Below are 25,775 nucleotides of genomic sequence, written 5' to 3' on the forward strand. Positions count from 1 at the left end.
TCCAAGAACAAGCGGGTTCCTGCCACGGTCACGGCGGGGGCCCGCTTTTTGGTGCCCGTTTGTGTGTCAGCTGTGAGTCGTGGATTGAACTTTCCCGCTGAGGGGCTGAGCTTTCAGCCGGCCACGAGACCGTCCCAAGACCACTTGGTGAGGCTGAGTCCGGCCGGGACGTCGTCCGATGAGCGCTCATAGCGCGCCATGGAGTTGTTGGTGGCCCAGGCGAAGTAGTCATGCAGGACTGTGCGAAGCGCATCGTCCACCACGCCCACGTCCTTCAGCGCCTGGTCAAAGCACGTGATCGCCCGGCTGTTCATCTCTTCGTGGGGGCCGTTCCCGCTATGCATCCTCACCACTGAGGACTCATCGCCATAGCTTTCGGAGTACAGCGGTGGACCGCCCAAGGCCTCACTCCAGTAAGCTGCCAACCGCTGGGTGTGCTCCGGGTGGACGCCGTGCCGGAAGGCATGCCCCACTACCTCGTCATCCACCACCCTGACGTGCCAAGCCTTCGCCAGAGCAAGGAAAAAATCTGCGCCGCCGGCCGCCTCGTACACCGTTTGCATGGTGAAACAATGGCACGGGTGCGGCCGGACGGGAAGGTTTGCTCAACGGGAAATGAAGATGCTCGGCACCGCCGTTACCCAGGTGTCAGTTCAGGAGGCTCGCGCAGGGAGCTGGACCTTTGCCTCCGGCAAGCCGATGAAGGTGACCGATCCGCCGTCGGGCGCTTGCAGTTCCAGGCTGATATTCCGTGTTCCTTCCAGGGGCAGCACGGAATCCACCCGGAAAACCTCGCCCCTGATCCGTACGCTGTCCCCGTTCCGGATGGCCTTGAGCTTCCTGTTTTTGCTGTCGGCATTCTTACTGTCGGCACGCGCGCTCGAATTGCCCATTGCCGTTACCGTTCCTTCCGCGGTTCGTCGCCACGGGCTTGACGGATTTCCTCGCCTCGCCGGATGTCTGAGTCCTCTTTTTCCTGCTGCTTGTCGCTCCTCTTGGTGTCGCGCGGCGGCAGTTGGATGCTTTCCTCAGCCTCAATTCCGCCCTGCAACTGGCGCCCGCGTTCCATTTCGGCGTCAAACTCTGCTCCGAACAGCAAGGACATGTTCAGGATCCAGAGCCAGAGGAGCATGATGATGACCCCGGCCAAGGCTCCGTAGGTCTTGTTGTAGTTGCTGAAGTTGGCCACGTAAAAGCCGAATCCCAGCGATGCCAGCGCGAAGATCACCAGTGCAATGAAGGAACCCATGCTCATCCAGCGGAATTTGGGCTGCTTGACGTTGGGGGTGAAGTAGTAGAGCACTGCGATGATCGCCACCACGATCAAGATCAGCACCGGCCATTTGGCGATGTTCCAGACGGTCAGTGCAGCCTCCGAAAGGCCGATGGCACCACCAATCGCTTCTGCAACAGGCCCGCTGAGGACAAGCATGGCCGCGGCCAGGGCGGCACCGACGACGGCGACGATGGTGACGGCGAGCATGGTGCCGCGCAGCTTGACGAATCCGCGGCCCTCGTCCACTTCATAGACCCTGTTCATTGCCCGGCTGAACGCTGTGGTGTAGCCGGAAGCGGACCAGAGTGCCACCAGGACACCGAAAACCAGCGCGAAGCCTGCCGTGTTGGACTGCGTCAGTTCCTCGATCGGCTTGCGCATGGCCTCGACGCCGGGCCCCGGCGCAAACTGCTGGACCATGTCCAGCAGAGTGGACGTGGTCTTGCCGGCGTCGCCGAAGAGCCCGATCAGGGAGACCAGCGCCAGCAGCGCGGGAAAAAGTGAGAGCACTGCGTAATACGTCAATCCGGCGGCAGCATCGGGGCACTGGTCCTTGCTGAACTCCCGCAGTGTCCGCTTGGCGATGTACATCCAAGTGGGCTTCGCGAGGTCGTTGGGACTGTCCGGCTTCCGGGAATCTTCCGGGGAAGGGGCGGTCTGCGCCTTGGCAGTGCTGGTGTGGGCTGAGTCTTGTGTAGTCATGGGGCACTCGTCCGTGGGTTGGTTTTCGCGAACAACTGACCCATCAATAGTAAGCATGCTGATGAATAATGCGAAAGAACCCGCGCCGAATTACCGCCGGCGATTGATGCACTTAGGCCAGCTTGCTCGCCAAAAGGAACTCGAACGGCGACTCAATAACAGACCTGATCACCTGTCCGGCAGCCCCGAGGAGGGTTCCGGAGTGCTCCAGGCTGGAGACGCTCAAACTGTCCGGCTCCAGCAAACCCGGCGCATAGCGCTCCAAGCTCGCCAGCAGCGCCGGCCTCAGCCACTCCGCCAGCAAGGCAAAGTGCCCGCCAAGGACCACTGAGTCAATATCCATTAGGCGGGCCGAGGAGGCGAGCGCGACGCCCAAGTACCGCCCGGCGTCGTGGACTGCTTTCAGGGCGTTGGGGTCCTGGGCGGCCAAGGCGGCGAGAAGCTGCTCGGTGCGGTCGCCCAGCGGGCCCTCGGGAATGTTGGCTGCCTCGAAGATCGCCTCCTGCCCGGCAAAGGTCTCCAGGCAACCAGCGCCTCCGCAGGAACACTCCCGCCCTTCCGGATGGACCACAATATGACCCAATTCGCCCGCAGATCCCCCGGGGCCCAAATAGAGGTCCGAACCAATGATGACCCCGCCACCAACACCCACTTCACCCGAAACGTAGAGGAAGTCGGCCGGGCCGCCGCCGTACCAGAGCTCGCCGAGCGCGGCACTGTTGGCCTCATTGGACAGCCGGACGCCGAGCGGCGCGCCCTCGAGCAATGAGCCGGGGTCCAGTTGCTCGTTTTCCCAATGCAGGTTCGGAGCCGAGAGAACGGTGTTCCGCCGCTCATCCACCAAGCCCGGGACCGCCAGGCCGCCGCCAAGGATTGCGATCTTGTCCTGCGAGGCGGCAGCAACCGCTTCGGCCACCAGGACCCGCAGCCGCTCCATGACTTCTCCGGGCGCCATGCCCCGGTTCCGCGATTCAACAGTGGAACGGAAGCGGAGGTTGCCGCCCAGGTCCACCAATCCCACTGCCAGGTAGTCAACGTTGATTTCCATGCCCACCACGCCGCGGCGCGAACTGAGCTCCAGACCCTGCCCCGGCCTGCCCCGCTCGCCGTCCCGGTAAAGGCCCACTTCAGAGACAAGGCCCGACTCCACCAGGTCCGCAACCAGGCTGGAGACCGCCGCCTTGGTCAGTCCGGTGCCGGCAGCGAGCTGGGCGCGGCTGGGCTTGGCATCGCCGGTCCTGGCAATGGAGTCCAGAACCAGCGAAAGATTTCGACGGCGGACATCGCCTACGCGGCCGGGCGCTGCTGACTCGTTCACTGGCGTGGGACTCCCTGCGGATTTGAAAAATTGTTGCTGGCTTCCATTGACCATGATCCATCATCCCCCATATAGTTCAGATTGAAAACTAATTGGAGTGCTTTCCCTGGCCTCCTCCCCCAGTGCTTTGCAAAGGAGCAAAATGACCCCGCAGCCCACCCCGCAGGACCGCTTCACCTTTGGCCTCTGGACTGTCGGTTGGACCGGCGCCGATCCTTTCGGCGTTGCTACCCGGCCGGCCCTGGATCCGGTGGAAGCAGTGCACAAGCTCAGTGAACTTGGCGCCTACGGCATCACTTTCCACGACAATGACCTGATTCCCTTTGATGCCACCACTTCCGAGCGCGACCTCATCCTGAAGAACTTCAAGTCCGCCCTGGCCGAGACCGGCCTGAAGACGCCGATGGTCACCACCAACCTGTTCAGCCACCCGGTCTTCAAGGACGGCGGCTTCACCTCGAATGATCGCTCCATCCGCCGCTTCGCCCTGAGCAAGATCCTGCGCAACATCGACCTCGCAGCCGAGCTTGGTGCCGAAACATTCGTCATGTGGGGCGGCCGCGAAGGCAGCGAATACGACGGCTCCAAGGACCTGTCGGCAGCGCTGGACCGCATGAAGGAAGGCGTGGACACCGCCGCCGGTTACATCAAGGAAAAGGGCTACGACCTCCGGATCGCACTTGAGCCGAAGCCGAACGAACCCCGCGGCGACATCTTCCTCCCCACGGTTGGCCACGGATTGGCATTCATTGCCCAGCTGGAACACGGCGACATCGTAGGCCTCAACCCGGAGACGGGCCACGAGCAGATGGCCGGGCTGAACTTCACCCACGGCATCGCCCAGGCCCTGTGGGCAGGCAAGCTCTTCCACATCGACTTGAACGGCCAGCGCGGCATCAAGTACGACCAGGACCTGGTCTTCGGCCATGGCGATCTCACCAGCGCCTTCTTCACCGTGGACCTGCTGGAGAACGGCTTCCCCAACGGCGGGCCCACATACGACGGTCCCCGCCACTTCGACTACAAGCCGTCACGCACCGACGGCTACGACGGCGTCTGGGAATCGGCCAAGTCCAACATGTCCATGTACCTCCTGCTGAAGGAACGCGCCCTCGCTTTCCGCGCAGATCCGGAAGTCCAGGAAGCCCTCGCCACCTCAGGCGTCTTTGAGCTGGGCCAGCCCACCTTGAACGCCGGAGAGACAACGGCTGACCTGCTGGCTGACGCCAGCGCTTTCGAAACGTTCGACGCCGATCACGCCGCCGAGCGCTCGTTTGCCTTCGTCCGCCTCAACCAGCTGGCCATCGAGCACCTGCTCGGCGCCCGCTAAAGAACACCAACCCACCACAGTCCCGGCGCCGGGCCCCCAAGCTTCGCCTTGCAGGGCCCGGCGCCGGTTCGCCAAAGGAACAACGCATGCCTCTCGTAGCCGGGATCGACAGCTCCACCCAGTCGTGCAAAGTGGTCATCCGTGACTCCGTCACCGGTGCCTTGGTCCGTCAGGGCAGGGCACCCCATCCAGAGGGTACGGAAGTCCACCCTGACCACTGGTGGACGGCCCTCCAGGAAGCCATCAGGGAGGCAGGCGGCCTGGACGACGTCGACGCCGTATCGGTTGGCGGTCAGCAGCACGGCATGGTGTGCCTCGACGAGTCCGGGAACGTGGTCCGTCCCGCCCTTCTGTGGAACGACACCCGCTCTGCATGTGACGCCGAAGAACTGATTCTTGAAGCCGGCGAAGGCGATGCCGCTGCCGGAGCCTCGTTCTGGTCGTCCACCACCGGAACCGTACCGGTGGCATCCTTGACTGCCACCAAGCTACGCTGGCTGGCCCGGAACGAACCGGAGAATGCCCGACGAACTGCCGCAGTCTGCCTGCCTCACGACTGGCTGTCCTGGCGTATCGCCGGACACGGTCCGGGCAGCGGCCCGGCATCGCTGGAGCTACTGCGCACCGACAGGTCGGACGCCTCCGGCACGGGCTATTTCTCAGCTGCCGGTGGCGGTTACCTTCCGGAGGTGCTCAAGAGCACGCTCGGTCATGTTCCCGTCCTTCCGGTCGTTGTCGGCCCCTTGGATGCCGCGGGCAAGACACCGGGCGGTGCTTTGATCGGGCCCGGAGCCGGTGACAACGCCGCGGCCGGCCTGGGCGTGAGTGCCGCAGTCGGGGATGTGGTCATTTCCATCGGGACGTCAGGCACTGTGTTTGCAGTCTCGGACGTCCCCGCACAGGATGCCAGTGGATTGGTGGCAGGTTTTGCCGATGCCACGGGCAACTTCCTTCCCCTTGCCTGCACCCTCAACGCGACCCGAATTTTCGATGCCACAGCCGGACTACTGGGCGTCACCCTGCCCGAGCTCGGCACCTTGGCCCTTTCCGCTCCGGAAGGTGCCGAAGGCCTGACCCTGGTCCCGTATTTCGAGGGCGAACGAACGCCCAACCTGCCCGATGCCACCGGTTCCCTCCACGGCATCACGGTCTCCAACTACACCCCGGCCAACTTGGCGCGGGCAGCGGTAGAAGGCGTCCTGTGTTCCTTGGCGGACGGGTTGGCCGCACTGCAGGCACAAGGCGTCTCTGCCCAGCGCATCATCCTGGTGGGTGGAGGAGCGCAGTCGGAGGCCGTCCAGCAGATTGCCTCCCTGGCCTTTGGCCTGCCGATATTCGTGCCCCGACCTGGTGAGTACGTTGCTGACGGAGCTGCCCGCCAGGCAGCCGGCGTCCTGACGGGTCAATTGCCCGCGTGGCCCTTGGATGGCGTGGACGTCAAACCCCGGGATGCCGACGGAACTGCCCCGTTCCTGACGAGGTACCGCCAGTACGCCGCCAAGGCAGCCATGAGCTGATCACGGCTGCAGGTGCTCTATCGTGACAGGGTGAGCCCAGATCAATCTGCATCAGCCCGCCCCCCGGTCATGGAGGACGTTGCCCGCGTAGCGGGAGTTTCCCACCAGACCGTTTCCCGGGTGCTGAACAACCATCCCAACGTCAGTTCCAAGACCCGCGAGCGCGTGGAACAAGCCATTACCGAACTTGGGTACCGCAGGAACACGGCGGCACGCAGCCTGGTGACGCGGCGCTCCCTGACCATCGGGGTTCTGGGCAGTGAGATGGCCCAATATGGACCCTCGCACACGCTCCTCGGTGTCCAGCTTGCGGCCCGGGATGCGGGCTATTTCGTCAGTGTCGCGGGCCTGCGGGAAGTGACGCCGGAGACCATCAAGGACGCCATGGCGCATTTCATGGACCAAGGCGTTGACGGCATCGTAGTAACCGTTCCGCACCCGGGGACATTTGAAGTTCTCAAGGACATCACTGCCCATGTGCCGTTGGTTGCTGTTGGATCTGTTGGCGATGAGCACCTCACGGGAGCCACAGTTGACCAGCGGCAGGGCGCCAAGCTGGCCGTCGAGCACCTCTTGAGCCTTGGCCATGAGCGGATCGGCCACCTCTCCGGCCCCGCCGATTGGATTGATGCTGCAGCCCGCATCGAAGGATGGCAGGAGGCCTTGACGGAGGCCGGCCTTGAACCGGGAACCTTGATCGAGGGCGATTGGAGTGCTGAGTGCGGTTACCGCGAAGGCTTGAAGGTCGCCGCCGACCGTTCCGTGACTGCGCTGTTCGTGGCCAATGACCAGATGGCCCTCGGCGTGCTGCGTGCATTCCATGAGACAGGCGTGCAGGTTCCCGGCGACATCAGCGTTGTGGGCTTCGATGACCAGCCAGAGTCCGCCTACTTCATCCCTCCACTGACAACCGTGGCGCAGGACTTCGAAGAGCTCGGCCAGCGCTGCATCCGTTTGCTGCTGGACCGCTTGGAGAATGGCAGCAGCGTTTCCGCGGCCGCCGTCGTACCGCGCCTGGTGGTCCGCTCCACCACGGCCCTCGCCCCAACCAAGTAGGTAGCATCCCGTTCCACCGCTCCCGCTCTTGACATCAAAGTTGTGAGCGCTAACAATTGCATCAGACCTTCTTCACTTTTCCACCCCAACCCCCGGCAATGAGGCCCTGGCCAGCCGGATGGAGACCCCATGAATACTTCTGAAAACCTCCCGCTGGATGAGCAATTCGTCATTGGCGTGGACTATGGCACCTTGTCCGGACGCGCGGTTGTGGTTCGTGTATCGGACGGAGCAGAACTTGGCAGCGGCGTGTTCGAGTACCCGCACGCCGTCGTGTCGGAGAACCTGCCGGGCAGCGGCCAGCGGCTTCCCGCAGATTGGGCGCTCCAGGTCCCTGACGACTACCGTGACGTTCTGCGCAATGCTGTACCTGCCGCCGTCGCCGATGCCGGAATCAACCCCGAAAACGTGGTTGGCATTGCCACCGACTTCACCGCCTGCACCATGGTTCCGACGACGGCAGACGGCACGCCGCTGAACGAACTGGAACGCTTCGCGGACCGGCCCCACGCTTTCGTGAAGCTGTGGCGCCACCACGCAGCCCAACCTCAAGCTGACCGGATCAACAAGCTGGCTGAGGAACGGGGCGAGTCCTGGCTTCCCCGTTACGGCGGCCTGATCTCCTCGGAGTGGGAGTTCGCCAAGGGCCTGCAACTCCTCGAGGAAGATCCCGAAGTCTACGGCGCCATGGACCACTGGGTTGAAGCCGCCGACTGGATCGTTTGGCAACTCTGCGGCAGCTACGTCCGCAACGCCTGCACCGCGGGCTACAAGGGCATCTACCAAGACGGAAAGTACCCCTCCGAGGACTTCCTGGCGGCGCTTAACCCGGAGTTCAGGGGCTTCGTGTCGGAAAAGCTGGAACACACCATCGGCCGATTGGGCGATGCCGCGGGCTACCTCACCGAAGAAGCCGCAGCATGGACGGGGCTTCCGGCAGGAATTGCCGTGGCCGTGGGCAACGTGGACGCCCACGTCAGCGCACCGGCTGCGAACGCTGTTGAACCCGGGCAGCTCGTAGCCATCATGGGCACCTCCACCTGCCACGTCATGAACGGGGACGTGCTCCGCGAAGTCCCCGGCATGTGCGGGGTAGTGGACGGCGGCATCGTGGACGGCCTCTGGGGTTACGAAGCCGGGCAGTCCGGCGTTGGCGATATTTTTGGCTGGTTCACCAAGCATGGTGTCCCGCCGGAGTACCACCAGGCCGCCACGGAAAAGGGACTGGGCATCCATGAGTACCTGACCGAACTCGCGCAGAAGCAGGCAATCGGCGAGCACGGACTCATTGCGCTGGACTGGCACTCGGGCAACCGCTCAGTGCTGGTTGACCACGAACTTTCCGGCGTGGTGGTGGGCCAGACCTTGGCCACCAAGCCTGAAGACACCTACCGGGCGTTGCTGGAAGCAACGGCCTTCGGGACCCGGACCATTGTTGACGCCTTCCGTGACTCAGGTGTTCCGGTCAAGGAATTCATCGTGGCCGGCGGGCTATTGAAGAACAAGTTCCTGATGCAGGTCTACGCCGACATCACCGGCCTGCAGCTCTCCACCATCGGGTCCGAACAGGGTCCTGCGCTGGGCTCGGCCATCCACGCCGCTGTTGCCGCCGGTAAGTACAAGGACATCCGTGAAGCAGCGGCGTCCATGGCAGCTGCTCCCGGCGCTGTCTACACCCCCATCCCCGAAAACGTGGCCGCCTACGAGGTCCTCTTCCAGGAATACAAAACCCTGCACGACTACTTCGGACGAGGCACCAACAACGTCATGCACCGCTTGAAGGCCATCCAACGCGCCGCGATCCAAGGCGGACAGCAAAACACAGCAGAGCAAAACGCAGCACAGCAGAAAGCCGCCCAGCCCACCCAGCCCAGCACCCTCGAAGGAGCTTCCGCATGAGCGCCCTGCTGGAAAGCATTGCCAAAGTCCGCAAGGAAGTCTGCGAGCTGCATGCAGAACTCACCCGCTACGAACTGGTGGTCTGGACAGCCGGCAACGTCTCCGGCCGCATCCCCGGGCACGACCTCATGGTCATCAAGCCTTCGGGCGTTTCCTATGACGACCTCACGCCCGAGCTCATGGTGGTCACTGATCTTTATGGCACACCTGTGCGGGGCATCAACACCGGAAGTGCCGGGACTGTGGACTGGGGCAACCCGGACCTCTCCCCGTCCTCGGACACAGCCGCGCATGCGTATGTCTACCGGCACATGCCCGAGGTAGGCGGCGTGGTCCACACCCACTCCACCTATGCCACCGCCTGGGCTGCCCGCGGCGAGGAAATCCCCTGCGTCCTGACCATGATGGGCGACGAGTTCGGCGGACCCATCCCCGTTGGCCCGTTCGCACTGATCGGGGACGACTCCATCGGCCAAGGCATCGTGGAGACCCTGAAAAACTCCAACTCCCCGGCGGTCCTGATGCAGAACCACGGGCCTTTCACCATAGGCAAGGACGCCCGCAGCGCCGTCAAAGCAGCGGTGATGTGCGAGGAAGTGGCAAGGACAGTCCACATCTCCCGCCAACTCGGCGATCCCCTGCCCATCGACCAAGCCAAGATCGAGTCACTCTTCGACCGATACCAGAACGTTTACGGCCGCTGACGCGGACGCCGCAAGCCACTTGAAACCCAGAAAACCAGGAGCCACCACAATGCCCAGCGCCAACAGCACATCCGCCAACTCCACCTCCCTGGGGCAGTACGAGGTCTGGTTCCTTACCGGCAGCCAGCACCTGTACGGCGAGGATGTCCTCAAGCAGGTCGCTGCGCAGTCACAGGAGATTGCCAACGCCCTTAATGCCAGCAGCGACGTTCCGGTGAAGCTTGTGTGGAAGCCGGTCCTGACCGATTCCGACGCAATCCGCCGCACAGCACTGGAAGCCAATTCGGATGACTCCGTGATTGGCGTGACGGCCTGGATGCACACCTTCAGCCCCGCAAAAATGTGGATCCAGGGCTTGGATGCACTGCGCAAGCCGTTGCTGCACCTTCACACCCAGGCCAACAGGGACCTGCCATGGGCTGACATCGATTTCGACTTCATGAACCTCAACCAGGCAGCCCACGGCGACCGCGAATTCGGCTACATCCAGTCGCGACTCGGCGTGCCGCGGAAGACCGTCGTCGGACATGTTTCCAATCCTGAGGTTGCCCGCCAGGTTGGTGCGTGGCAGCGCGCCTCGGCCGGCTGGGCCGCCGTCCGCACGCTGAAGCTGACCCGCTTCGGCGACAACATGCGCAATGTCGCCGTCACCGAAGGCGACAAGACCGAAGCCGAGCTTCGTTTCGGCGTCTCAGTGAACACCTGGTCCGTCAATGAACTCGCCGACGCTGTGCACGGCGCGGAAGAGTCCGACGTCGACGCTTTGGTTGCCGAGTACGAGCACCTTTATGAGGTGGCTGAAGAGCTGAAGGCAGGCGGTGACCGCCATGAGTCGCTGCGGTACAGCGCCAGGATCGAGCTGGGACTTCGCAGCTTCCTGGAAGCCAATGGTTCTGCAGCGTTCACCACCTCTTTCGAGGATTTGGGCGAGCTGCGGCAGCTTCCGGGCATGGCCGTCCAGCGCCTCATGGCTGACGGTTACGGCTTCGGTGCCGAGGGCGACTGGAAGACCGCCATCCTGGTCCGCGCTGCCAAGGTCATGGGCGGTGACCTGCCCGGCGGTGCGTCGCTGATGGAGGATTACACCTACCACCTGGAACCGGGCAGCGAGAAGATCCTGGGTGCGCACATGCTGGAGGTTTGCCCGTCCCTGACCGCCTCGAAGCCCCGCGTAGAGATCCACCCGCTGGGCATTGGCGGCAAGGAAGACCCCGTCCGCATGGTGTTCGACACCGACGCGGGCCCGGGCATTGTTGTTGCGCTCTCGGACATGCGTGACCGGTTCCGCCTGGTCGCCAATGTGGTGGACGTCGTCGATCTCGACCAGCCGCTTCCCAACCTGCCGGTTGCCCGCGCACTGTGGGAACCGAAGCCCGACTTCGCCACTTCGGCGGCCGCGTGGCTCACTGCGGGCGCCGCCCACCATACGGTATTGTCCACGCAGGTGGGCCTTGAGGTGTTCGAGGACTTCGCCGAAATCGCCAAGACCGAACTCCTCACCATCGACGAAGGCACCACCATCAAACAGTTCAAGAAGGAACTCAACTGGAACGCCGCGTACTACAAACTGGCCGGCGGCCTGTGAGCACTGAATTTACGCTGAGTGCGGGCGGTTACACAGCAATCGTGACCGCCCGCGCGGCCGCGCTGCGCGTCTTCCGGTTCGAGGACCGTGACCTCATTGTCCCCTTCACCGAAGGTGGCCCGATCCCGGACTACCGTGGCATCATTGCCGCGCCGTGGCCCAACAGGATCGCAGACGGCACGTACACCTTCGACGACGTCGAGCACCACGTGCCCCTCAATGAACACGAGCGCGCAACTGCCCTGCACGGGCTCGCTTTCCCGCTCGACTGGACGCTGAAGGAGTCCGACGCCGGCTCGCTCACCTTGACGTGCACGGTGGGTCCGACGGCAGGTTACCCTTTCGTCCTGGAGCTTGAGGCTCGGTTCACCCTGGACGAATCCGGACTTCACACCTCCGTTACGGCCCGCAACGCTGCCGACGTCGCTGCTCCTTACGGCGTGTGCCCGCACCCGTACCTGGTGGCCGGCTCCTCGCCGCTGGATGAGTGGGTCCTGGAATTTGGCGCGGACTCGTTCCTGGAAGTCACCCCGGATCGGCTCTTGCCCGTGGGCTTGGCGGGGGTTGAGGGCCATCCCTTCGACTTCCGTTCAGCGCGCACCATCGGCAGCACCGAGATCGACCACGCCTTCACCGGAATAACGTTCGACGGCGGGCTGGCGCAGCTGTCGCTGCGGGACCCGGCGGGCACCGGCGTCGGAATGTCCTGGGACCAAAGCTGCCCTTGGCTGCAGATCCATACCGCTGACAAGCCGGCACCCCTGCCCAACCGCCTGGGCCTGGCTGTGGAACCCATGACGTGCCCACCGGACGCCTTCAACAGCGGGACGGACTTGATCCGGCTGGAACCGGGCGCGGAGCACACCGCGTCCTGGAGCATCTACGCCCTGTAGCCACCGTCATGAAAGCTGCCACGACTCCACTCCATTCATGAGGAGAGTTCTTCACCTCGATCTATGAGAAGTTGAAGTTATGGGGAATGGCGTGCAGACCGGATTCAGGAAACTCATTGGCGTGGCAGTTGTGGGCATGTTGGCGCTGAGTTCGTGCAGCACTGTGCCACATGACTCTGAAGCAGGACAGACTCGCGCAGAAGCCCGGGAAGCCTTGGAAGCGGTGCCTGGAATCACCGTCACCGGCTTTTCCGGAGGGGAAAAGCCAAACGTCAAAGGCAACACCGGCTACGCAGTGGAGTTTGAGATCGAGCCCGGCTACAGCGTCGAACGCGGCGACCTTCTCATCGACTACGTTGTCCGCCTCATTTGGTCGATCGGAGAGGGATATATGCCCACCGAGGAACTACGCCTGGTGGTTACCACTGCCGAATGGGAACCCCATTTCGATCTGGTTGCGGCAACGGAAGCTGCCCACCTGAGCGCCAAGGCAACCCAGATCGGTGATCGGAACACGGTGCTCATTCCCGTGGATATCGACCACCCTGATGGTGAACGGAACCTGTCCCGGATCGCCACCAACGGGCGGTGGCCGATCGATGTCCCGGCACCGCTTCCGCTGGACGTAACAGTCAAGCGAGGCTAGGCCTGCGCCCAGGGAGCACCGCCTGCACCCCCAACTTACTTAGTTGGGTGCGCCGGCAGTGCTTTGGCGGACCACCAGTTCGGGCGTGAACACCACGGCCCGGTGCTTGGTGCCGCCGCTCTCCTGTTCTTCCGCGAGCAGCTCGATCGCTGTGCGGCCCAGGGCCTCGGTGGGCTGGCGGATGGACGAGAGCGGGACCACTGCCGAGATGGCGAAATCGATGTCGTCATAGCCAATGAGCGCAATGTCCTCCGGGATCCGAACCGTCCGCAACATGGTCAGCGACTGCATGACGCCGAGCGCCAGGAGGTCGTTGGAGCAGAACACGGCTTCAGGCCGGAGCTCCGGGGCGCGTTCCACCAGGCTGTTGCCCACTTGCCTGCCGGCCAGAACGGTCTGGCCCGCAGAATCCAGAACCTCAACACTGGCCCCGGATACCTCGGCCACAGCACGCTGCGCGCCCTTGAGTCGGCTCGCGACCTGGCGGATCGACGGCGTACCAACAAAGGCCAGACGACGGCGGCCCAGGTCCAGCAGGTGCTTGGCCGCGAGATAACCGCCTTCCTGGTCATCCACGGAGACTGAGCTGCAGCGGTCGGTGTCTGCAAGTTCGTCCACCAGAACGGTGGGCACGCCCCGTTCGCGCAGAGTATCGATCCGCTCCGCCACATCGCCTACGGGGGAAAGGAGCAACCCTTGGACGCGTTGCTCCTGGAAGAGGTCCATGTAGTGCGCTTCGCGGGAGGCGTCCTGTCCGCTGTCACCCACCAGCACCACGCTTCCGAGTGCGGTGGCAGCGTCCTCTGCGGCACGGGCTACCGAGGAGAAGAAGGGGTTTCCGACGTCCAGCACGATCAGCCCGATGGTCCGGCTCTGGCCGGCGCGGAGCTGGCGGGCGGCGTCATTGCGGACAAACCCGAGTTCTGCAATGGATTTGAGGACGCGTTCCTTTGTCCTCTGGGAAACCCTGTCCGGATAATTCAGCACATTGGAAACAGTGCCCACTGCTACTTGGGCGTGGGTTGCAACGTCTTTGATGCTGGCTGTCTGGGACATGCTTTCCGATCTCCGTTGGCTGACGTCAATGTGCTGGAAACGCCTTGACACCCCCGCGTTTCCGAGGGTAATTTGAATCGTAACAAATGAAACGATTCAAAGACGAGTAACCCTGGAGAACCGCACATGAGGGTTTGTTTCCGCTCCTCAGTCCAACCGGAACTGATGGCCGAGTACAAGCAACGCCATGCCAACGTATGGCCGGAGATGCTGTCAGCACTGAAAAACGCGGGGTGGAACAACTACTCACTGTTCCTCGCTCCTGACGGCCAATTGATCGGTTATCTCGAGTGCGATGACTACCAAGCCGCCCAAGCCCGCATGGCGGTGACAGAGGTCAATGCCCGCTGGCAGGCCGAAATGGCCACCCTCTTCGCCAACAGCGACGTCCCTCCGGACCAGGGCTTCGAAATCGTCGAGGAAGTTTTCAACCTCGAAGACCAGCTTGCCGCCGCGGGCAGCGTCACAGATGCCGCCGGCACCGCACACATAGACAAAGACCCAGCACACGAATACCAAAAGGAACAAGCATGAACACCACAGAATCGGCCCTGGGCCGTCTAGGGGAACTGGCCATTGAAGTGCCGTCCTGGGCCTACGGAAATTCCGGGACCCGGTTCAAGGTCTTCGGCACTCCGGGTACTCCGCGCACCGTCCAGGAAAAAATCGCCGACGCCGCCAAGGTCCACGAACTCACCGGGCTGGCACCCACCGTGGCCCTGCACATTCCGTGGGACAAGGTGGATGACTACGCAGCCCTCCGCGAGTACGCCGCAGGACTGGGGGTTGGCCTGGGCACCATCAACTCCAACACCTTCCAGGATGACGAGTACAAGTTCGGCTCCCTGACCTCCTCCAACGAGTCCGTGCGCCGCCGTGCCATCGACCACCACCTGGAATGCATCGAGATCATGCACGCCACGGGTTCCAAGGACCTGAAGATCTGGCTGGCTGACGGCACCAACTACCCTGGCCAGGACGATATCCGTGGCCGCCAGGACCGCCTTGCCGAGTCACTACAGGAAATCTACGCAGGCCTCGGCGATGAGCAGCGCCTGGTCCTCGAGTACAAGTTCTTCGAGCCCGCTTTCTATCACACCGATGTTCCGGACTGGGGTACTTCCTACGCGCAAACCCTGGCCCTGGGTGAGAAGGCGTTTGTCTGCCTGGACACGGGCCACCATGCTCCGGGCACCAACATCGAGTTCATCGTGATGCAGCTCCTGCGCCTCGGCAAGCTGGGTTCCTTCGACTTCAACTCACGTTTCTATGCTGACGATGACCTCATTGTTGGCGCCGCTGATCCGTTCCAGCTGTTCCGCATCATGCATGAGGTCATCCGCGGTGGCGGTTTCGGCAAGGATTCAGGTGTGGCCCTGATGCTTGACCAGTGCCACAACCTGGAAGAGAAGATCCCCGGGCAGATCCGCTCGGTCCTGAACGTCCAGGAAATGACCGCCCGTGCGCTCCTGGTGGACACTGCAGCACTGTCCGAAGCCCAGCGTGCCGGCGATGTCCTGGCCGCCAACGGCATCTTCAACGATGCCTTCTACACAGATGTCCGCCCGGTCCTGGCCGAGTGGCGCGAATCCCGCGGCCTCCCCGCCGATCCCATGGCCGCATACAAGGCCAGCGGATACCAGAAGAAGATCAACGAGGACCGCGCTGGCGGCCAGCAAGCGGGATGGGGCGCATAAGCATGACAACGCAGAACAAGACAAACACTGTTGAAGAGCTGATCTCCCGTTCCAACCGCCTCGGCGCGGACAAACGGAACACCAACTTCGCCGGCGGCAACACCTCCGCCAAAGGCACCGAGAAGGACCCCGTCACCGGCCAGGACGTCGAACTGCTCTGGGTCAAGGGCTCCGGCGGCGACCTCGGCACCCTGAAAGCCGGGAACCTGGCAGTACTCCGGCTGGACCGGCTGCAGGCACTGAAGTCCGTTTACCCCGGCGTCGAGCGTGAAGACGAAATGGTAGCCGCGTTCGATTACTGCCTCCACGGCAAGGGCGGCGCTGCGCCGTCGATCGACACCGCCATGCACGGCCTGGTTGACGCTGCACACGTTGACCACCTGCACCCGGACTCGGGCATCGCGATCGCGACGGCGGTGGACGGCGAGGCCCTGACCTCCAAGGTGTTCGGCGACAAAGTGGTCTGGGTTCCGTGGCGTCGTCCCGGTTTCCAGTTGGGCCTGGACATCGCTGCCATCAAGGAAGCCAACCCGCAGGCCATCGGCACCATCCTGGGTGGCCATGGCATCACCGCCTGGGGTGACACCAGCGAAGAGGCCGAGGCCAACTCGCTCTGGATCATCGACCAGGCCGAGAACTACATCAAGGACAACGGCAAGGCCGAGCCCTTCGGCGCCAAACTCCCCGGCTACAGCGCCCTCCCCGAAGCTGAGCGCCGCGCCAAGGCAGCTGCCCTCGCACCTGTGATCCGCGGCCTGGCCTCCACGGACAAGCCGCAGCTGGGGCACTTCAGTGATGACGGCGTCGTGCTTGAATTCCTTGAATCCGCGGAGCACCCGCGCCTGGGCGCCCTGGGAACCTCCTGCCCGGACCACTTCCTGCGCACCAAGGTCAAGCCGCTGGTCCTGGACCTGCCGGCTGACGCCTCGATCGAAGACTCCGTCAACCGCTTGAAGGAGCTGCACGCCGCGTACCGCGAGGACTACCAGGCCTACTACGACCGCCACGCCGACGAGAACAGCCCGGCGCTCCGCGGTGCTGACCCGGCGATCGTACTGGTCCCCGGCGTTGGCATGTTCTCCTTCGGCAAGGACAAGCAGACCGCACGCGTGGCCGGCGAATTCTACATCAACGCCATCAACGTGATGCGCGGCGCCGAGGCCATCTCCACCTACGCCCCCATCGAGGAATCGGAGAAATTCCGCATCGAGTACTGGGCGTTGGAAGAAGCCAAGCTCGCCCGCATGCCCAAGCCCAAGTCGCACGCCACACGCATCGCACTGGTGACCGGTGCGGCGTCGGGCATTGGCAAGGCGATCGCCACCCGTTTGGCGTCCGACGGCGCGTGCGTCGTTATTGCTGACCTCAACCTTGAGAACGCACAAAAGGTAGCCGAGGAACTGGGCGGTTCCGACGTCGCCATCGGCGTCCAGGCTGACGTGACCGACGAGGCCCAGATCGCAGCCGCAATCCAGGAGGCCGTGCTCGCGTTCGGCGGCCTGGACCTGGTGGTCAACAACGCCGGCCTGTCCATCTCCAAGCCGTTGCTGGAAACCACGGAGAAGGACTGGGACCTCCAGCACAACGTCATGGCCAAGGGTTCGTTCCTGGTGTCCAAAGCCGCAGCCAAGGTCATGATCGATCAGGGCCTGGGCGGAGACATCATCTACATCTCCTCCAAGAACTCCGTGTTCGCCGGCCCCAACAACATCGCGTACTCGGCCACCAAGGCTGACCAAGCCCACCAGGTCCGCCTGCTCGCCGCCGAACTGGGCGACCACGGCATCCGCGTCAACGGCATCAACCCCGACGGCGTGGTCCGCGGCTCCGGCATCTTCGCCGGCGGCTGGGGCGCCAAGCGTGCGGCGGTCTACGGCGTGGACGAGCAGGAACTGGGCAAGTACTACGCCCAGCGCACGCTCCTCAAGCGCGAGGTCCTCCCGGAGCACGTGGCCAACGCCGCGTCCGTGCTTACCAGCAACGAACTGTCCCACACCACCGGCCTCCACATCCCAGTGGACGCCGGCGTCGCGGCAGCGTTCCTCCGCTAGGACTGTCAGTGAACAACGGAACCACCGCGAGCACCGCCCCGGCACACGCCGGGGCGGTGTCTGCCCAGAACACAGTCTTTGCCGCCATCGACATTGGCGCATCCTCCGGCCGCGTCATGTTGGGCCGCGTTTCGGCGGCGTCCGGGGTGTCGCTCGAGACGATCCACCGCTTCCCCAACGGAGTGGTGGAGCTCGACGGCGGCCTCCGCTGGGACTTCGACGCCCTGTTCGCCGAGGTACTCAAGGGCTTGGCGGCGGCCGCTGCCACAGCGGCCACGAACGGCGAGAGCATCGTCAGCATCGGCGTCGACACCTGGGCCGTTGACTACGGTCTGGTGAACGACGCCGGTGAACTCACGGCGCAACCGCACAGCTACCGGGACGAGCGCAGCCGGGCCACGGTGGAACGGGTCCATGCGCTCATTTCCCCGGAGAAGCTGTACGCCGTCACAGGTCTGCAGTACTTGCAGTTCAACACCCTGTACCAACTCGCAGCGGAACCAAAGCTGGACGGGGTGCAAGCCCTCCTGATCCCGGACCTTATCGCCTTCCTGCTGACGGGCGAGCGGCGGACTGAAGCCACCAACGCGTCCACTACGGGCCTGTTTGATGCCGTTGCCGGTGAGTGGGCCACTGAATTCATGGACGCACTCGGACTGCCCCGGGACATCTTCCCGCCGCTCATCCAGCCCGGTGAAACCGTAGGCAGGCTCCTGCCGGGAATCCTGGAACAAACGGGTTTGTCCGCCGACACCACAGTGGTTGCCGTGGGGTCGCATGACACGGCGTCTGCAGTGGCAGCTGTCCCCGCAGGGCTTGAAGACTTCGCATACATCTCCTCCGGCACCTGGTCCTTGGTGGGTGTGGAGCTGGACCGGCCCGTCCTCACGGAAGCGAGTCGCAAGGCCAACTTCACCAACGAACGCGGCGTTGATGGCACCATCCGCTATCTCCGCAATGTGGGTGGCTTGTGGTTGCTCAGCGAATGCCAGCGTGCGTGGGCCGCGGAGGGTTATACCCAAGCACTCCCGGCCTTGCTCGACTCGGCGGCAGCGCTTCCTGCCGGTGGTCCGCAGATCAATGCCGATGATCCTGCTTTCACTGCTCCGGACAACATGCCTGATCGCATCCGGGCAGCCGTGCGCAACACCGGCGCCGTACTCCCGGACCGGCCCGCCGCCGTCGTGCGTTGCATCATGGACAGCCTCGCGGCCGGGTACGCCCGGACCTTGGCTGATGCCGAACGGCTCACCGGCCGCAACACCGGAGTGGTGCACATTGTGGGGGGCGGTTCGCAGAACAGGCTCCTGTGCCAGCTCACGGCTGACGCCACCGGCAAGCCCGTGATCGCCGGGCCCGTTGAGGGAACGGCGCAAGGCAATGTCCTGGTCCAGGCCCGCGCAGCAGGGGTAGTGGCCGGTGGGCTGGCCGAGCTGCGCCAGTTGGTTGCGGCGGGCACCAGCTTGGAACGCTACGAATTTAGCGGTGCACGCGTTGGGCTGTGAGGGGTGGCCAACCAGGTAGAGCCAACCTTCTATCGCAATCAAGGCAAAATGTAACCGAACGGTGTCATACTGTCCTTATGGACATGAGCACCAAGGCTATCGGCCAAGCCATTCGCGAGCGCCGGAAAGACCGTGGCTACACTCAGCAAGCCTTGGCCGACGTCATTGGGGCTTCCCGAAAGTTCGTGGTGGATCTGGAATCAGGCAAGGACGGAGCATCTTTTGGGCTGGCCCTCGAGGCAATGCGGGTCCTTGGCCTGGAAATAACTCCTAACGATTCGGAGGACCGTGAATTCATGGGAGACTTCGCGCGCACTCTCGCCGAGGGTGACTACCACTACGCCATTCGACTACTGGGCGAATACACTAACTCTTCGCTCGCCGCGGGCCGGGCACTCATGCCGACCGCCCCGTCCTTCGACGACGACGCCTACCGGGCTGCGCTTGGCGCGGTTACTCGGTGGGTTTCAGCCAAAACCAGCTCCCCCGTCCCAAAGTGGGCAGTGAACGCCAAGGCGTCATCGCAACCTGTCTTCCTGGCCGAGAAACTTCATCCGGTCAGCGACAGGATGAAGGATCTCATCCGTCGTGAGACCCCTACTGAGATCGCTGCCATGAACGTTTGGATCCGTGAGAGAGATTTGGCCACGATTTGACGGTGTTCGAGTTCCGGCGTGACGACGTAGTTGAACTGCTTCGCGAAGTGGAAGCCCGACTGGAAGCACGCGGGATCACCTTGAATATCCAAATAGTGGGTGGCGCCGCGCTCCTGCTCCATGGCATCTTGGACCGCGCGACCGGTGATATTGACGCGCGATACTCCCCCCGGGAGGCTGTGGATGAAGTGGCCGCTGCCATGGAACAGGAGTTCGATTTGCCCCCGAAGTGGCTGAACAGCAATGCTGCGGCCTTCCTCCCTGAAGAAGCGCAGTGGATCGCCGGCCCGGAAGGGACCTCCTCAGCCGATGGCTGCCGCCAAGGCCTTGCGAGGGCGTTAGCCTGAACGCGAACGTCTGGTACGTCACAGCGCCGGATGAGGGTGCCGCGCTAAACTGGTGGCACTATGATCCGCACAATGTTCAAGTCCAAGATCCACCGCGCAACGGTCACCCATGCCGACCTCCACTACGTCGGTTCCGTCACCGTAGACCTGGACCTCCTGGACGCGGCCGACATCCTCCCCGGTGAACTCGTCTCCATTGTTGACGTCACCAACGGCGCCCGCCTGGAAACGTACACCATCGCCGGCGAGCGCGGTTCCGGCGTCATCGGCATCAACGGTGCCGCCGCCCACATGGTCCACGTTGGGGACACCGTCATCCTCATCACCTACGCGGAAATGACCACGGAGGAAGCCAGGGCCTACGAGCCCAAGGTGGTCCACGTGGGCAAGGACAACAAGATCCTGCAGCTCGGCAACGACCCCGCCGAGGGCCACACCCCCGGGCTCATGCGTCCGCCGCACGCGCTCAGCAACGCGGCGCACCTCAGCTAAGGCTCCACAACAGGCTCCACAAGCAGCGCTCGACGTCGGCACTCAGGTGAGTGCCGACGTCGAACTTTTTGCGGGCTGCTTTAGCCCACGGGAGCAGGAGCCAGCAGGGGTGGGCGCGTGTCACTGGTGAGTGCGGATGCCACCTGGCGGGCAGCATCGAAGCCGCTTTCGATGGCGCCGTCGATGAAGCCCCCCCATCCATTGGCGAAATCCGAACCGGCGAGACGGATCCTCCCCTCGGGCCTCTGGAGCTCGGCCAGATGCCGGGTGAGGTAGCCCGTGTAATGCATGGGCCAAGTGGATCGTGCATATTCATCGGATACCCAGTCATGCCCGGCGACTTCGAGCACTGTCAATCCCGGGATAACGGCGTCCAGGTGTGCTTGTGCCCCAGCGACGTCGTCGACGTCCACAGCACCGGCTTCGGGACCAAAACAGACCAAGATAGTGGTGTCCTGATCGATGTACTCGGCTTGGACGAAGTTCAGGGCTGCCGTTTCGGGCCCGAACGCCACGAACCTTTCCTGCCGGCCGTCCACCTTGATCCACAGTTTGGCGCCGCGGCCGGCTTGTCCCCTTACAGCCGCCTCCCTCTTTCCGGGCGACAACGGTGGGTGGACGTCGATGCCGTTCAGTACGCTGAGCGGCAGTGCGAGGATGACCTGGCGGGCTCGGTACTGTTCTCCAGCTTCAGTTGCCACCAGGACTCCCCCGGCGTCCTGCTCGACGGACACCACCCGCTGCTTCAGCCGCAGCTGGGCCGATGAGTCTGCAAGGATCGCCTCGGCTAGGCGGCGGGTGCCGCCGTCGATCTTAAGGCTGGCACAGGCTTCGAACATGAGCTGCCAGTCCCCACTGGCAACTGCGCACCAGCGCAACGCCTGGGTGTAGGCGGCCTCGTCCAGCCTGCCGTTGAAATTCAGCGTCCAGAAGGACCTCAAGAGCCGGCGCTGATCTTCAGGGAGACCCAGGCGGTCGATGGCTTCCGACAGCGTAATACCGTCGATGTCCGCCACATCGGGGTTATCCAAGGGCTGCCACGGCATGGGGAAATAGCGTCGTGAGTCAGCCAACAGCAACCTGTTTGGCCCGTCCAGCAATTCCATCAAGCGCTCAGGTGATCCTTCGTGCCGCTGGCCGCCCAGGGTCCAGAGGGCCTTGGTGAACTCCGGTCCCGGTAAGGCCTTGATCCCGTACCGCCCCATTTCCGCCCAAACGTAGGGCTGGGTCCAGTGAACCCAGGTTCCCCCGAGCTCCAGGTTCCGGCCAAGGCGTTCCGCCAGATGGGTTCGTCCGGCAATACGGTCCTTCGCTTCCAACACGATGGTGGCGTGGCCGCTGCGTGAGAGTTCCCTTGCAGCCGTGAGCCCGGCAAAGCCGGCACCTATAACTATGACGTCGGAGGTTTCCACTCTGTCCTTGCCTTAGCTGTAAACGAAGAATTCGATGGTTGGCTCCAGGACTGTCCAGCGGGTCATTGCCCCCTTGGAGAGGGAGGCCATGGAACCTTCCATCAGCTCAAGGATGTGCCCGTCCTTGACCTCGATGCGGAGGTGGCCGGAGACGATGTAGATCGTTTCGTCCTGGTCGATGGGCAGGTCGAAGGGTTCCGGGGCTTCTTCCGGAGAGACTTTCCAGATCCCGCCGCTCAGCGTTTCGTTTCCGTTCGCACCTGCACGCCTGAGCCACTGGACAGATCCCAACGCAAACGGTTCGAACGCTGCGTGGTCAAGCTGGGCATGGAAGACCTGGGACATAGTGTTGCTCCTGTCAGTAGTTGCGGGGTGTTCAGTGTTTGTGGGTGTCTTGCGGGTAGGCCGTGCTGTTCAGGACGCTGAGCCTGGAATTGAAGGGGAGGCTCACCGGTTGGGCGGAGGGATTGTCCCAGCCGAACATCCGCCCAATGGAACGCTGCTCACGCAGATCTATCAGGAGCACGGCTTCAACAGTCATCACCTGTTCTGTCCAGAAGAAGATGTACAGGTCATCTGTAACGGCCCAGGTCATGCAACGGTCAGTGTCAGCAAGTCCCGCTTCCCCGCCCCGCACGCAATGCCAGGTGAAAGTCCCTTGATTCAGGTAGATGTGCTCGTAGGACTCGACGTCGCTGTAGCGGTAGAAGATGCGCTTGCCCACGAGTTCCGAGGACCGCTGGTGCACAGTGGGCTGTCCGCCGGCGTTGGAATGCGTGAAGTCAGTAGTTCCGCGGACTTTGCCGTCAACAGTGACAAAACGGGATACCGCAGTGGTCACTGCATCTGTGGATCGGTCGAGAATAATGGTGACGTTTTCGGCGTTGGTATCCTGGCCGCCGCCTTGGGCACCGCCGTCGCCGCCTTGGGCACTGCCGTCGCCGCCCAGGTGGCCCTGCCCACGGACAAAGTCGATGATGAAGATTCCCGGGCGGGCTTCAATGGCCTTGTAATCAGCGGTCCCGCTGGCAGTGCCCTCGGTCCACGTAAGTTGTGACGCAGTGAGGAAGCTGTACTCGATGGTCGTTCCATCAGCTGCCTCAAGGGCGATTTTTGTGCTCGCCAGCGCGGGGGAAGCAGGCAGTGTCTGGTCCCCGAAGCCGTCCAGCATGGTGGAAACCGGCGGCCATTCTTCCTCGGGAACGTAATCCTGGACTTCGGTGGTGGTCATGTGATGGGTCCTTTGCTTGTTTCAGGCAGTTGGTTTACGCGGAGAGTTGCGCTCAGAGAATTTCCGCAGCGTAGTTGATGGCGGGCCTGCGCATTCCCCGAATCAGGCCGGCCATAAAGATGAGCGGGATGCCCAGGAGGAGCCATCGGGCAACCCCTCCTGCACCACCCAGGAGGACGTCATAGTTGTCCAGGGTCAGGTAGCCCACAACGATGAACGCCAGGAATGAGAGAGCTGGAGCAATTACCGTGACCCACACGTTGTCCCTGGTTGCGGATCTGGCGAAATACACCAGTATCGCGGCGGACGTCAGCAGCAGGATGGAAATAAAGCCTGCCGTTCCCAAGGCCACAAACCAGGCAAAGACGGTGGCGATCGGGTCAGCACCGGCCAGCAGAAAAGCGCTGATGATGGCCAGGACAACCAGGGAGTTGACCAGCCCTGCAAGCGATGGTGCCCCCGATTTGGAAACTGAGGACAGCTTGGCCGGGAGTGCGCCCGCCCTGCCCAGTGCGAACAGGTACCGGGAAAACATATTGGACAGCCCCAGAAGCATCGCGATGAAGCTCGTCACAACCAGCACCTGCATGGCAATGCTTAGCCAGGCACCCGCGCTGGACTCTGCAAGATCGAAGATCATTCCGGAGGGGTTTTCGGTGGCTATCGCCTGGATCCCCTCGATGCCCACGGCACCGCTGATGGCCCACGTGGAAACCATGTAGAAGACGCCGATGAATGCGATGACAAGGTAGGCGGCTCGTGGGATGGTACGCCGCGGTTCTTTGGCTTCTTCCGCGAAGACCACCGTGGCTTCGAAGCTGGTGAAGCAGGCGAAGGCGAACAGCAACGAGATGCCCAGGCCTGGCCCAAAAATGTTCTCTCCCGTGAACCCTGCGAACGTGAAGATCCCCAGCCCCTTTTGGATAACAAGGGAGCCAACAAGGGCGGCAACCACCAGCGTTTCACCAAGGATGAGCACTCCCAGCACCTTGAGGCTGGCATCCACGCCCTTCATGGTCAGGAAGGTGGTCAACGCCAACAGTGCGACGATCCAGAAATAGACCGGCAGTCCTATTCCCGTGAGGCTTTCCACGAGTTGCCGGGCGAAGACTCCGAACTGCGACCACAGGCCGATTTGCAGGCTGAGGTAGGTCAGGATGGCAATCCCCGCGCCTCCTGTGGCCCATTTGTTGCCCAAGCCTTTGGCGATGTAGGCCACGAAACCGCCGGCGTTGGTGATGTGTTGGCTCATCCTCAAATAGCCCACGGAGAACAGGGCCACCAAAAGGGCAGCGATCACATAGATCACAGGGGTTCCGGGGCCGCTCGCCGAGAAGATGACGGGGCTGGCTCCCACAACAGCCGCCATGGGTGCGGCTGCGGCAATGGCGAAGAAGGCTACGGCAACAACGCCAAGCTTGTTGGCCCTGAGCCGGACTACCCCGGCCGCGGGACTTTCGCCGTAGGGACCGTCCGCGGAACCTGTGCTTTGGGTGCCCGCCTGTGCCGAGGTCTGACTGGATTCGTTCATGAGGCTGTTCTTTCCGGAATGCACTGGCGCCGTCGCCAGTGCGGAGGGATAGGGAGCCTTGCGGCTGAAGGACGAACGTCCGGGCGGCGAGGCTGAAGCTGCTCTGGGTGGCAGGGGGTGATCCGGACCACATTTCAAACTATACGTTTGTATAGTTTGAAGTGTCAATGGGTTCGCTCCTCCGATTTCTTCGCCGCTAGACTCGCCTTATGAGCCAGGAAGCGCGCAAGTTGCCCTACGGGGACGGCAGGGATGCGCTGCTTTCTGCCGTGCTGGACGTTGTGGCAGAAAAGGGCCTGCGCGGAGCGAGCTACAGATCAGTTGCCGCCCGCGCCGGCGTCAACCACGCCTTGATCACCCATCACTTCGGGTCCATGGAAGGGCTTCTGGCCGCCACCATGGAGTGGTCGGTGCAACGATCAATCCAGGAAACCGGCCTCTCGGGGCTCGCCGAACCCGACGGGAACTTTGCCGATTCGCTCATCGCCACCGTTTCCGCCGAACCCGAGCTTCAGTTGTTCCAGTTCGAAATGGTCCTCGAGTCAAGACGCAACCCGCAGATCCGCACGCTGGTTGAGCGGCTCTACGCAAGCTACGTCAGCACGGTTGAAGAGGCGCTGACCCGTCGCGGACTGGATACGGGCAACGAAGCTGCGCTTGCCATCTTCGCGGCGCTCGACGGCCTCATGCTTCAATTCGTCACCATGAGCGACCCTGCCCGAATCAGGGCCGCCGTTCATCAGGTGGCCCGGCTGATAACCGCACTCGAGCCCGCAAACGGAACCACCGGGACGCCGGGCACAAACTAACGGCCGACGTCGACACTCAAGCCAGGCGCCGACGTCGAGCACGTTTGTCTACAGATACGGGC

Annotated in this window: 25 protein-coding genes; 16 read left to right on the top strand and 9 right to left on the bottom strand. The window is 63.1% G+C overall.

The genetic code is table 11. The annotated features are described in order from the left end of the window. Positions 1 to 113: 113 nt before the first annotated feature. From LDN85_RS19445 to LDN85_RS19460, 4 genes are all read right to left on the bottom strand, one after another. Positions 114 to 563, bottom strand: a complete 450-nt coding sequence (locus LDN85_RS19445; RefSeq protein WP_026547825.1) for a group II truncated hemoglobin — start codon at positions 561 to 563, stop codon at positions 114 to 116. 90 nt (positions 564 to 653) lie between these two features. After that, positions 654 to 893, bottom strand: coding sequence for a hypothetical protein (locus LDN85_RS19450; RefSeq protein WP_223943880.1), 240 nt, complete (start codon positions 891 to 893; stop codon positions 654 to 656). Positions 894 to 898: 5 nt separating this feature from the next. Continuing rightward, complete coding sequence (locus LDN85_RS19455; RefSeq protein WP_223943881.1) at positions 899 to 1,978, bottom strand: YihY/virulence factor BrkB family protein; 1,080 nt, start codon at positions 1,976 to 1,978, stop codon at positions 899 to 901. A 112-nt stretch (positions 1,979 to 2,090) separates the two neighbouring features. Further along, on the bottom strand, positions 2,091 to 3,296 hold the full coding sequence (locus LDN85_RS19460) for an ROK family transcriptional regulator (protein ID WP_026543310.1): 1,206 nt from the start codon (positions 3,294 to 3,296) through the stop codon (positions 2,091 to 2,093). A 142-nt stretch (positions 3,297 to 3,438) separates the two neighbouring features. On the opposite strand from LDN85_RS19460, the gene xylA reads away from it, so the two are divergent. The 8 genes from xylA (at position 3,439) to LDN85_RS19500 (ending at position 12,926) form a co-directional block, all read left to right on the top strand. Continuing rightward, positions 3,439 to 4,626 (top strand): xylose isomerase, encoded by a 1,188-nt coding sequence (gene xylA / locus LDN85_RS19465; protein WP_223943882.1) that lies wholly within the window; start codon positions 3,439 to 3,441, stop codon positions 4,624 to 4,626. A gap of 86 nt (positions 4,627 to 4,712) precedes the next feature. After that, entirely contained in the window at positions 4,713 to 6,143 is a 1,431-nt protein-coding gene (locus LDN85_RS19470) for an FGGY-family carbohydrate kinase (RefSeq protein WP_223943883.1), read from the top strand. Between the two features lie 69 nt (positions 6,144 to 6,212). Next, on the top strand, positions 6,213 to 7,199 hold the full coding sequence (locus LDN85_RS19475; RefSeq protein WP_223945499.1) for a LacI family DNA-binding transcriptional regulator: 987 nt from the start codon (positions 6,213 to 6,215) through the stop codon (positions 7,197 to 7,199). 129 nt (positions 7,200 to 7,328) lie between these two features. After that, complete coding sequence (araB, locus tag LDN85_RS19480) at positions 7,329 to 9,098, top strand: ribulokinase (protein ID WP_223943884.1); 1,770 nt, start codon at positions 7,329 to 7,331, stop codon at positions 9,096 to 9,098. Beyond that, positions 9,095 to 9,802 (top strand): L-ribulose-5-phosphate 4-epimerase, encoded by a 708-nt coding sequence (locus LDN85_RS19485; RefSeq protein WP_026543305.1) that lies wholly within the window; start codon positions 9,095 to 9,097, stop codon positions 9,800 to 9,802. Before araB ends, LDN85_RS19485 begins: the two co-directional genes overlap by 4 nt. Before the next feature lie 49 nt (positions 9,803 to 9,851). After that, on the top strand, positions 9,852 to 11,387 hold the full coding sequence (araA, locus tag LDN85_RS19490) for an L-arabinose isomerase (protein ID WP_091552408.1): 1,536 nt from the start codon (positions 9,852 to 9,854) through the stop codon (positions 11,385 to 11,387). Continuing rightward, positions 11,384 to 12,280: an aldose 1-epimerase family protein gene (locus LDN85_RS19495; RefSeq protein WP_223943885.1), complete on the top strand. Its 897-nt coding sequence runs from the start codon at positions 11,384 to 11,386 to the stop codon at positions 12,278 to 12,280. The genes araA and LDN85_RS19495 overlap by 4 nt, the downstream gene beginning before the upstream one ends. A gap of 91 nt (positions 12,281 to 12,371) precedes the next feature. Beyond that, on the top strand, positions 12,372 to 12,926 hold the full coding sequence (locus tag LDN85_RS19500) for a hypothetical protein (RefSeq protein ID WP_223943886.1): 555 nt from the start codon (positions 12,372 to 12,374) through the stop codon (positions 12,924 to 12,926). Between the two features lie 39 nt (positions 12,927 to 12,965). Here LDN85_RS19500 and LDN85_RS19505 read toward each other — a convergent pair whose 3' ends face one another. Then, positions 12,966 to 13,982 (bottom strand): LacI family DNA-binding transcriptional regulator, encoded by a 1,017-nt coding sequence (locus LDN85_RS19505; protein ID WP_223943887.1) that lies wholly within the window; start codon positions 13,980 to 13,982, stop codon positions 12,966 to 12,968. A gap of 126 nt (positions 13,983 to 14,108) precedes the next feature. Here LDN85_RS19505 and LDN85_RS19510 point away from each other — a divergent pair, with 126 nt between their 5' ends. From LDN85_RS19510 to panD, 7 genes are all read left to right on the top strand, one after another. After that, positions 14,109 to 14,516: an L-rhamnose mutarotase gene (locus tag LDN85_RS19510; RefSeq protein WP_091552412.1), complete on the top strand. Its 408-nt coding sequence runs from the start codon at positions 14,109 to 14,111 to the stop codon at positions 14,514 to 14,516. Then, positions 14,513 to 15,679, top strand: coding sequence for an L-rhamnose isomerase (rhaI, locus tag LDN85_RS19515; RefSeq protein ID WP_026543299.1), 1,167 nt, complete (start codon positions 14,513 to 14,515; stop codon positions 15,677 to 15,679). Before LDN85_RS19510 ends, rhaI begins: the two co-directional genes overlap by 4 nt. 2 nt (positions 15,680 to 15,681) lie before the next feature. After that, positions 15,682 to 17,730, top strand: coding sequence for a bifunctional aldolase/short-chain dehydrogenase (locus LDN85_RS19520; RefSeq protein ID WP_223943888.1), 2,049 nt, complete (start codon positions 15,682 to 15,684; stop codon positions 17,728 to 17,730). Between the two features lie 8 nt (positions 17,731 to 17,738). After that, positions 17,739 to 19,235: a rhamnulokinase family protein gene (locus LDN85_RS19525; protein WP_223943889.1), complete on the top strand. Its 1,497-nt coding sequence runs from the start codon at positions 17,739 to 17,741 to the stop codon at positions 19,233 to 19,235. Between the two features lie 83 nt (positions 19,236 to 19,318). Next, on the top strand, positions 19,319 to 19,891 hold the full coding sequence (locus LDN85_RS19530; protein ID WP_223943890.1) for a helix-turn-helix domain-containing protein: 573 nt from the start codon (positions 19,319 to 19,321) through the stop codon (positions 19,889 to 19,891). 2 nt (positions 19,892 to 19,893) lie between these two features. Next, the gene (locus LDN85_RS19535; RefSeq protein ID WP_081733465.1) at positions 19,894 to 20,238 is read left to right on the top strand and encodes a DUF6036 family nucleotidyltransferase; all 345 of its coding nucleotides are present in this window, start codon (positions 19,894 to 19,896) and stop codon (positions 20,236 to 20,238) included. Between the two features lie 60 nt (positions 20,239 to 20,298). Then, positions 20,299 to 20,730, top strand: coding sequence for an aspartate 1-decarboxylase (panD, locus tag LDN85_RS19540; protein WP_026543295.1), 432 nt, complete (start codon positions 20,299 to 20,301; stop codon positions 20,728 to 20,730). 80 nt (positions 20,731 to 20,810) lie between these two features. Here the strand turns inward: panD and LDN85_RS19545 are convergent, their stop codons facing one another. From LDN85_RS19545 to LDN85_RS19560, 4 genes are read right to left on the bottom strand one after another with little or no spacing between them, the layout of a single operon-like run. Further along, the gene (locus LDN85_RS19545; protein ID WP_223943891.1) at positions 20,811 to 22,142 is read right to left on the bottom strand and encodes an NAD(P)/FAD-dependent oxidoreductase; all 1,332 of its coding nucleotides are present in this window, start codon (positions 22,140 to 22,142) and stop codon (positions 20,811 to 20,813) included. A 12-nt stretch (positions 22,143 to 22,154) separates the two neighbouring features. Then, positions 22,155 to 22,487: a cupin domain-containing protein gene (locus LDN85_RS19550; protein ID WP_026543294.1), complete on the bottom strand. Its 333-nt coding sequence runs from the start codon at positions 22,485 to 22,487 to the stop codon at positions 22,155 to 22,157. 31 nt (positions 22,488 to 22,518) lie between these two features. Further along, on the bottom strand, positions 22,519 to 23,373 hold the full coding sequence (locus tag LDN85_RS19555) for a MoaF C-terminal domain-containing protein (RefSeq protein WP_223943892.1): 855 nt from the start codon (positions 23,371 to 23,373) through the stop codon (positions 22,519 to 22,521). Between the two features lie 52 nt (positions 23,374 to 23,425). Further along, positions 23,426 to 24,904, bottom strand: coding sequence for an APC family permease (locus LDN85_RS19560; protein ID WP_223943893.1), 1,479 nt, complete (start codon positions 24,902 to 24,904; stop codon positions 23,426 to 23,428). A 209-nt stretch (positions 24,905 to 25,113) separates the two neighbouring features. Between LDN85_RS19560 and LDN85_RS19565 the strand changes: the two genes are divergently transcribed. Beyond that, on the top strand, positions 25,114 to 25,713 hold the full coding sequence (locus LDN85_RS19565) for a TetR family transcriptional regulator (protein ID WP_223943894.1): 600 nt from the start codon (positions 25,114 to 25,116) through the stop codon (positions 25,711 to 25,713). Positions 25,714 to 25,775 lie beyond the last annotated feature (62 nt).

Origin of the sequence: Arthrobacter sp. StoSoilB20 (assembly GCF_019977295.1) — a bacterium.
Classification (GTDB): Bacteria; Actinomycetota; Actinomycetes; order Actinomycetales; family Micrococcaceae; genus Arthrobacter; species Arthrobacter nicotinovorans_A.

Excerpts from the sequence above, each read along its gene's own strand:
- xylA (WP_223943882.1), top strand. The coding sequence starts at position 3,439 with ATGACCCCGCAGCCCACCCCGCAGGACCGCTTCACCTTTGGCCTCTGG.
- LDN85_RS19475 (WP_223945499.1), top strand. The coding sequence starts at position 6,213 with ATGGAGGACGTTGCCCGCGTAGCGGGAGTTTCCCACCAGACCGTTTCC.
- araA (WP_091552408.1), top strand. The coding sequence starts at position 9,852 with ATGCCCAGCGCCAACAGCACATCCGCCAACTCCACCTCCCTGGGGCAG.
- LDN85_RS19565 (WP_223943894.1), top strand. The coding sequence starts at position 25,114 with ATGAGCCAGGAAGCGCGCAAGTTGCCCTACGGGGACGGCAGGGATGCG.
- LDN85_RS19450 (WP_223943880.1), bottom strand. The coding sequence starts at position 893 with ATGGGCAATTCGAGCGCGCGTGCCGACAGTAAGAATGCCGACAGCAAA.
- LDN85_RS19560 (WP_223943893.1), bottom strand. The coding sequence starts at position 24,904 with ATGAACGAATCCAGTCAGACCTCGGCACAGGCGGGCACCCAAAGCACA.
- LDN85_RS19470 (WP_223943883.1), top strand. The coding sequence starts at position 4,713 with ATGCCTCTCGTAGCCGGGATCGACAGCTCCACCCAGTCGTGCAAAGTG.
- LDN85_RS19555 (WP_223943892.1), bottom strand. The coding sequence starts at position 23,373 with ATGACCACCACCGAAGTCCAGGATTACGTTCCCGAGGAAGAATGGCCG.
- LDN85_RS19510 (WP_091552412.1), top strand. The coding sequence starts at position 14,109 with ATGAGGGTTTGTTTCCGCTCCTCAGTCCAACCGGAACTGATGGCCGAG.
- panD (WP_026543295.1), top strand. The coding sequence starts at position 20,299 with ATGATCCGCACAATGTTCAAGTCCAAGATCCACCGCGCAACGGTCACC.
- LDN85_RS19505 (WP_223943887.1), bottom strand. The coding sequence starts at position 13,982 with ATGTCCCAGACAGCCAGCATCAAAGACGTTGCAACCCACGCCCAAGTA.
- LDN85_RS19485 (WP_026543305.1), top strand. The coding sequence starts at position 9,095 with ATGAGCGCCCTGCTGGAAAGCATTGCCAAAGTCCGCAAGGAAGTCTGC.
- araB (WP_223943884.1), top strand. The coding sequence starts at position 7,329 with ATGAATACTTCTGAAAACCTCCCGCTGGATGAGCAATTCGTCATTGGC.
- LDN85_RS19445 (WP_026547825.1), bottom strand. The coding sequence starts at position 563 with ATGCAAACGGTGTACGAGGCGGCCGGCGGCGCAGATTTTTTCCTTGCT.
- LDN85_RS19550 (WP_026543294.1), bottom strand. The coding sequence starts at position 22,487 with ATGTCCCAGGTCTTCCATGCCCAGCTTGACCACGCAGCGTTCGAACCG.
- LDN85_RS19455 (WP_223943881.1), bottom strand. The coding sequence starts at position 1,978 with ATGACTACACAAGACTCAGCCCACACCAGCACTGCCAAGGCGCAGACC.
- LDN85_RS19520 (WP_223943888.1), top strand. The coding sequence starts at position 15,682 with ATGACAACGCAGAACAAGACAAACACTGTTGAAGAGCTGATCTCCCGT.
- rhaI (WP_026543299.1), top strand. The coding sequence starts at position 14,513 with ATGAACACCACAGAATCGGCCCTGGGCCGTCTAGGGGAACTGGCCATT.
- LDN85_RS19530 (WP_223943890.1), top strand. The coding sequence starts at position 19,319 with ATGAGCACCAAGGCTATCGGCCAAGCCATTCGCGAGCGCCGGAAAGAC.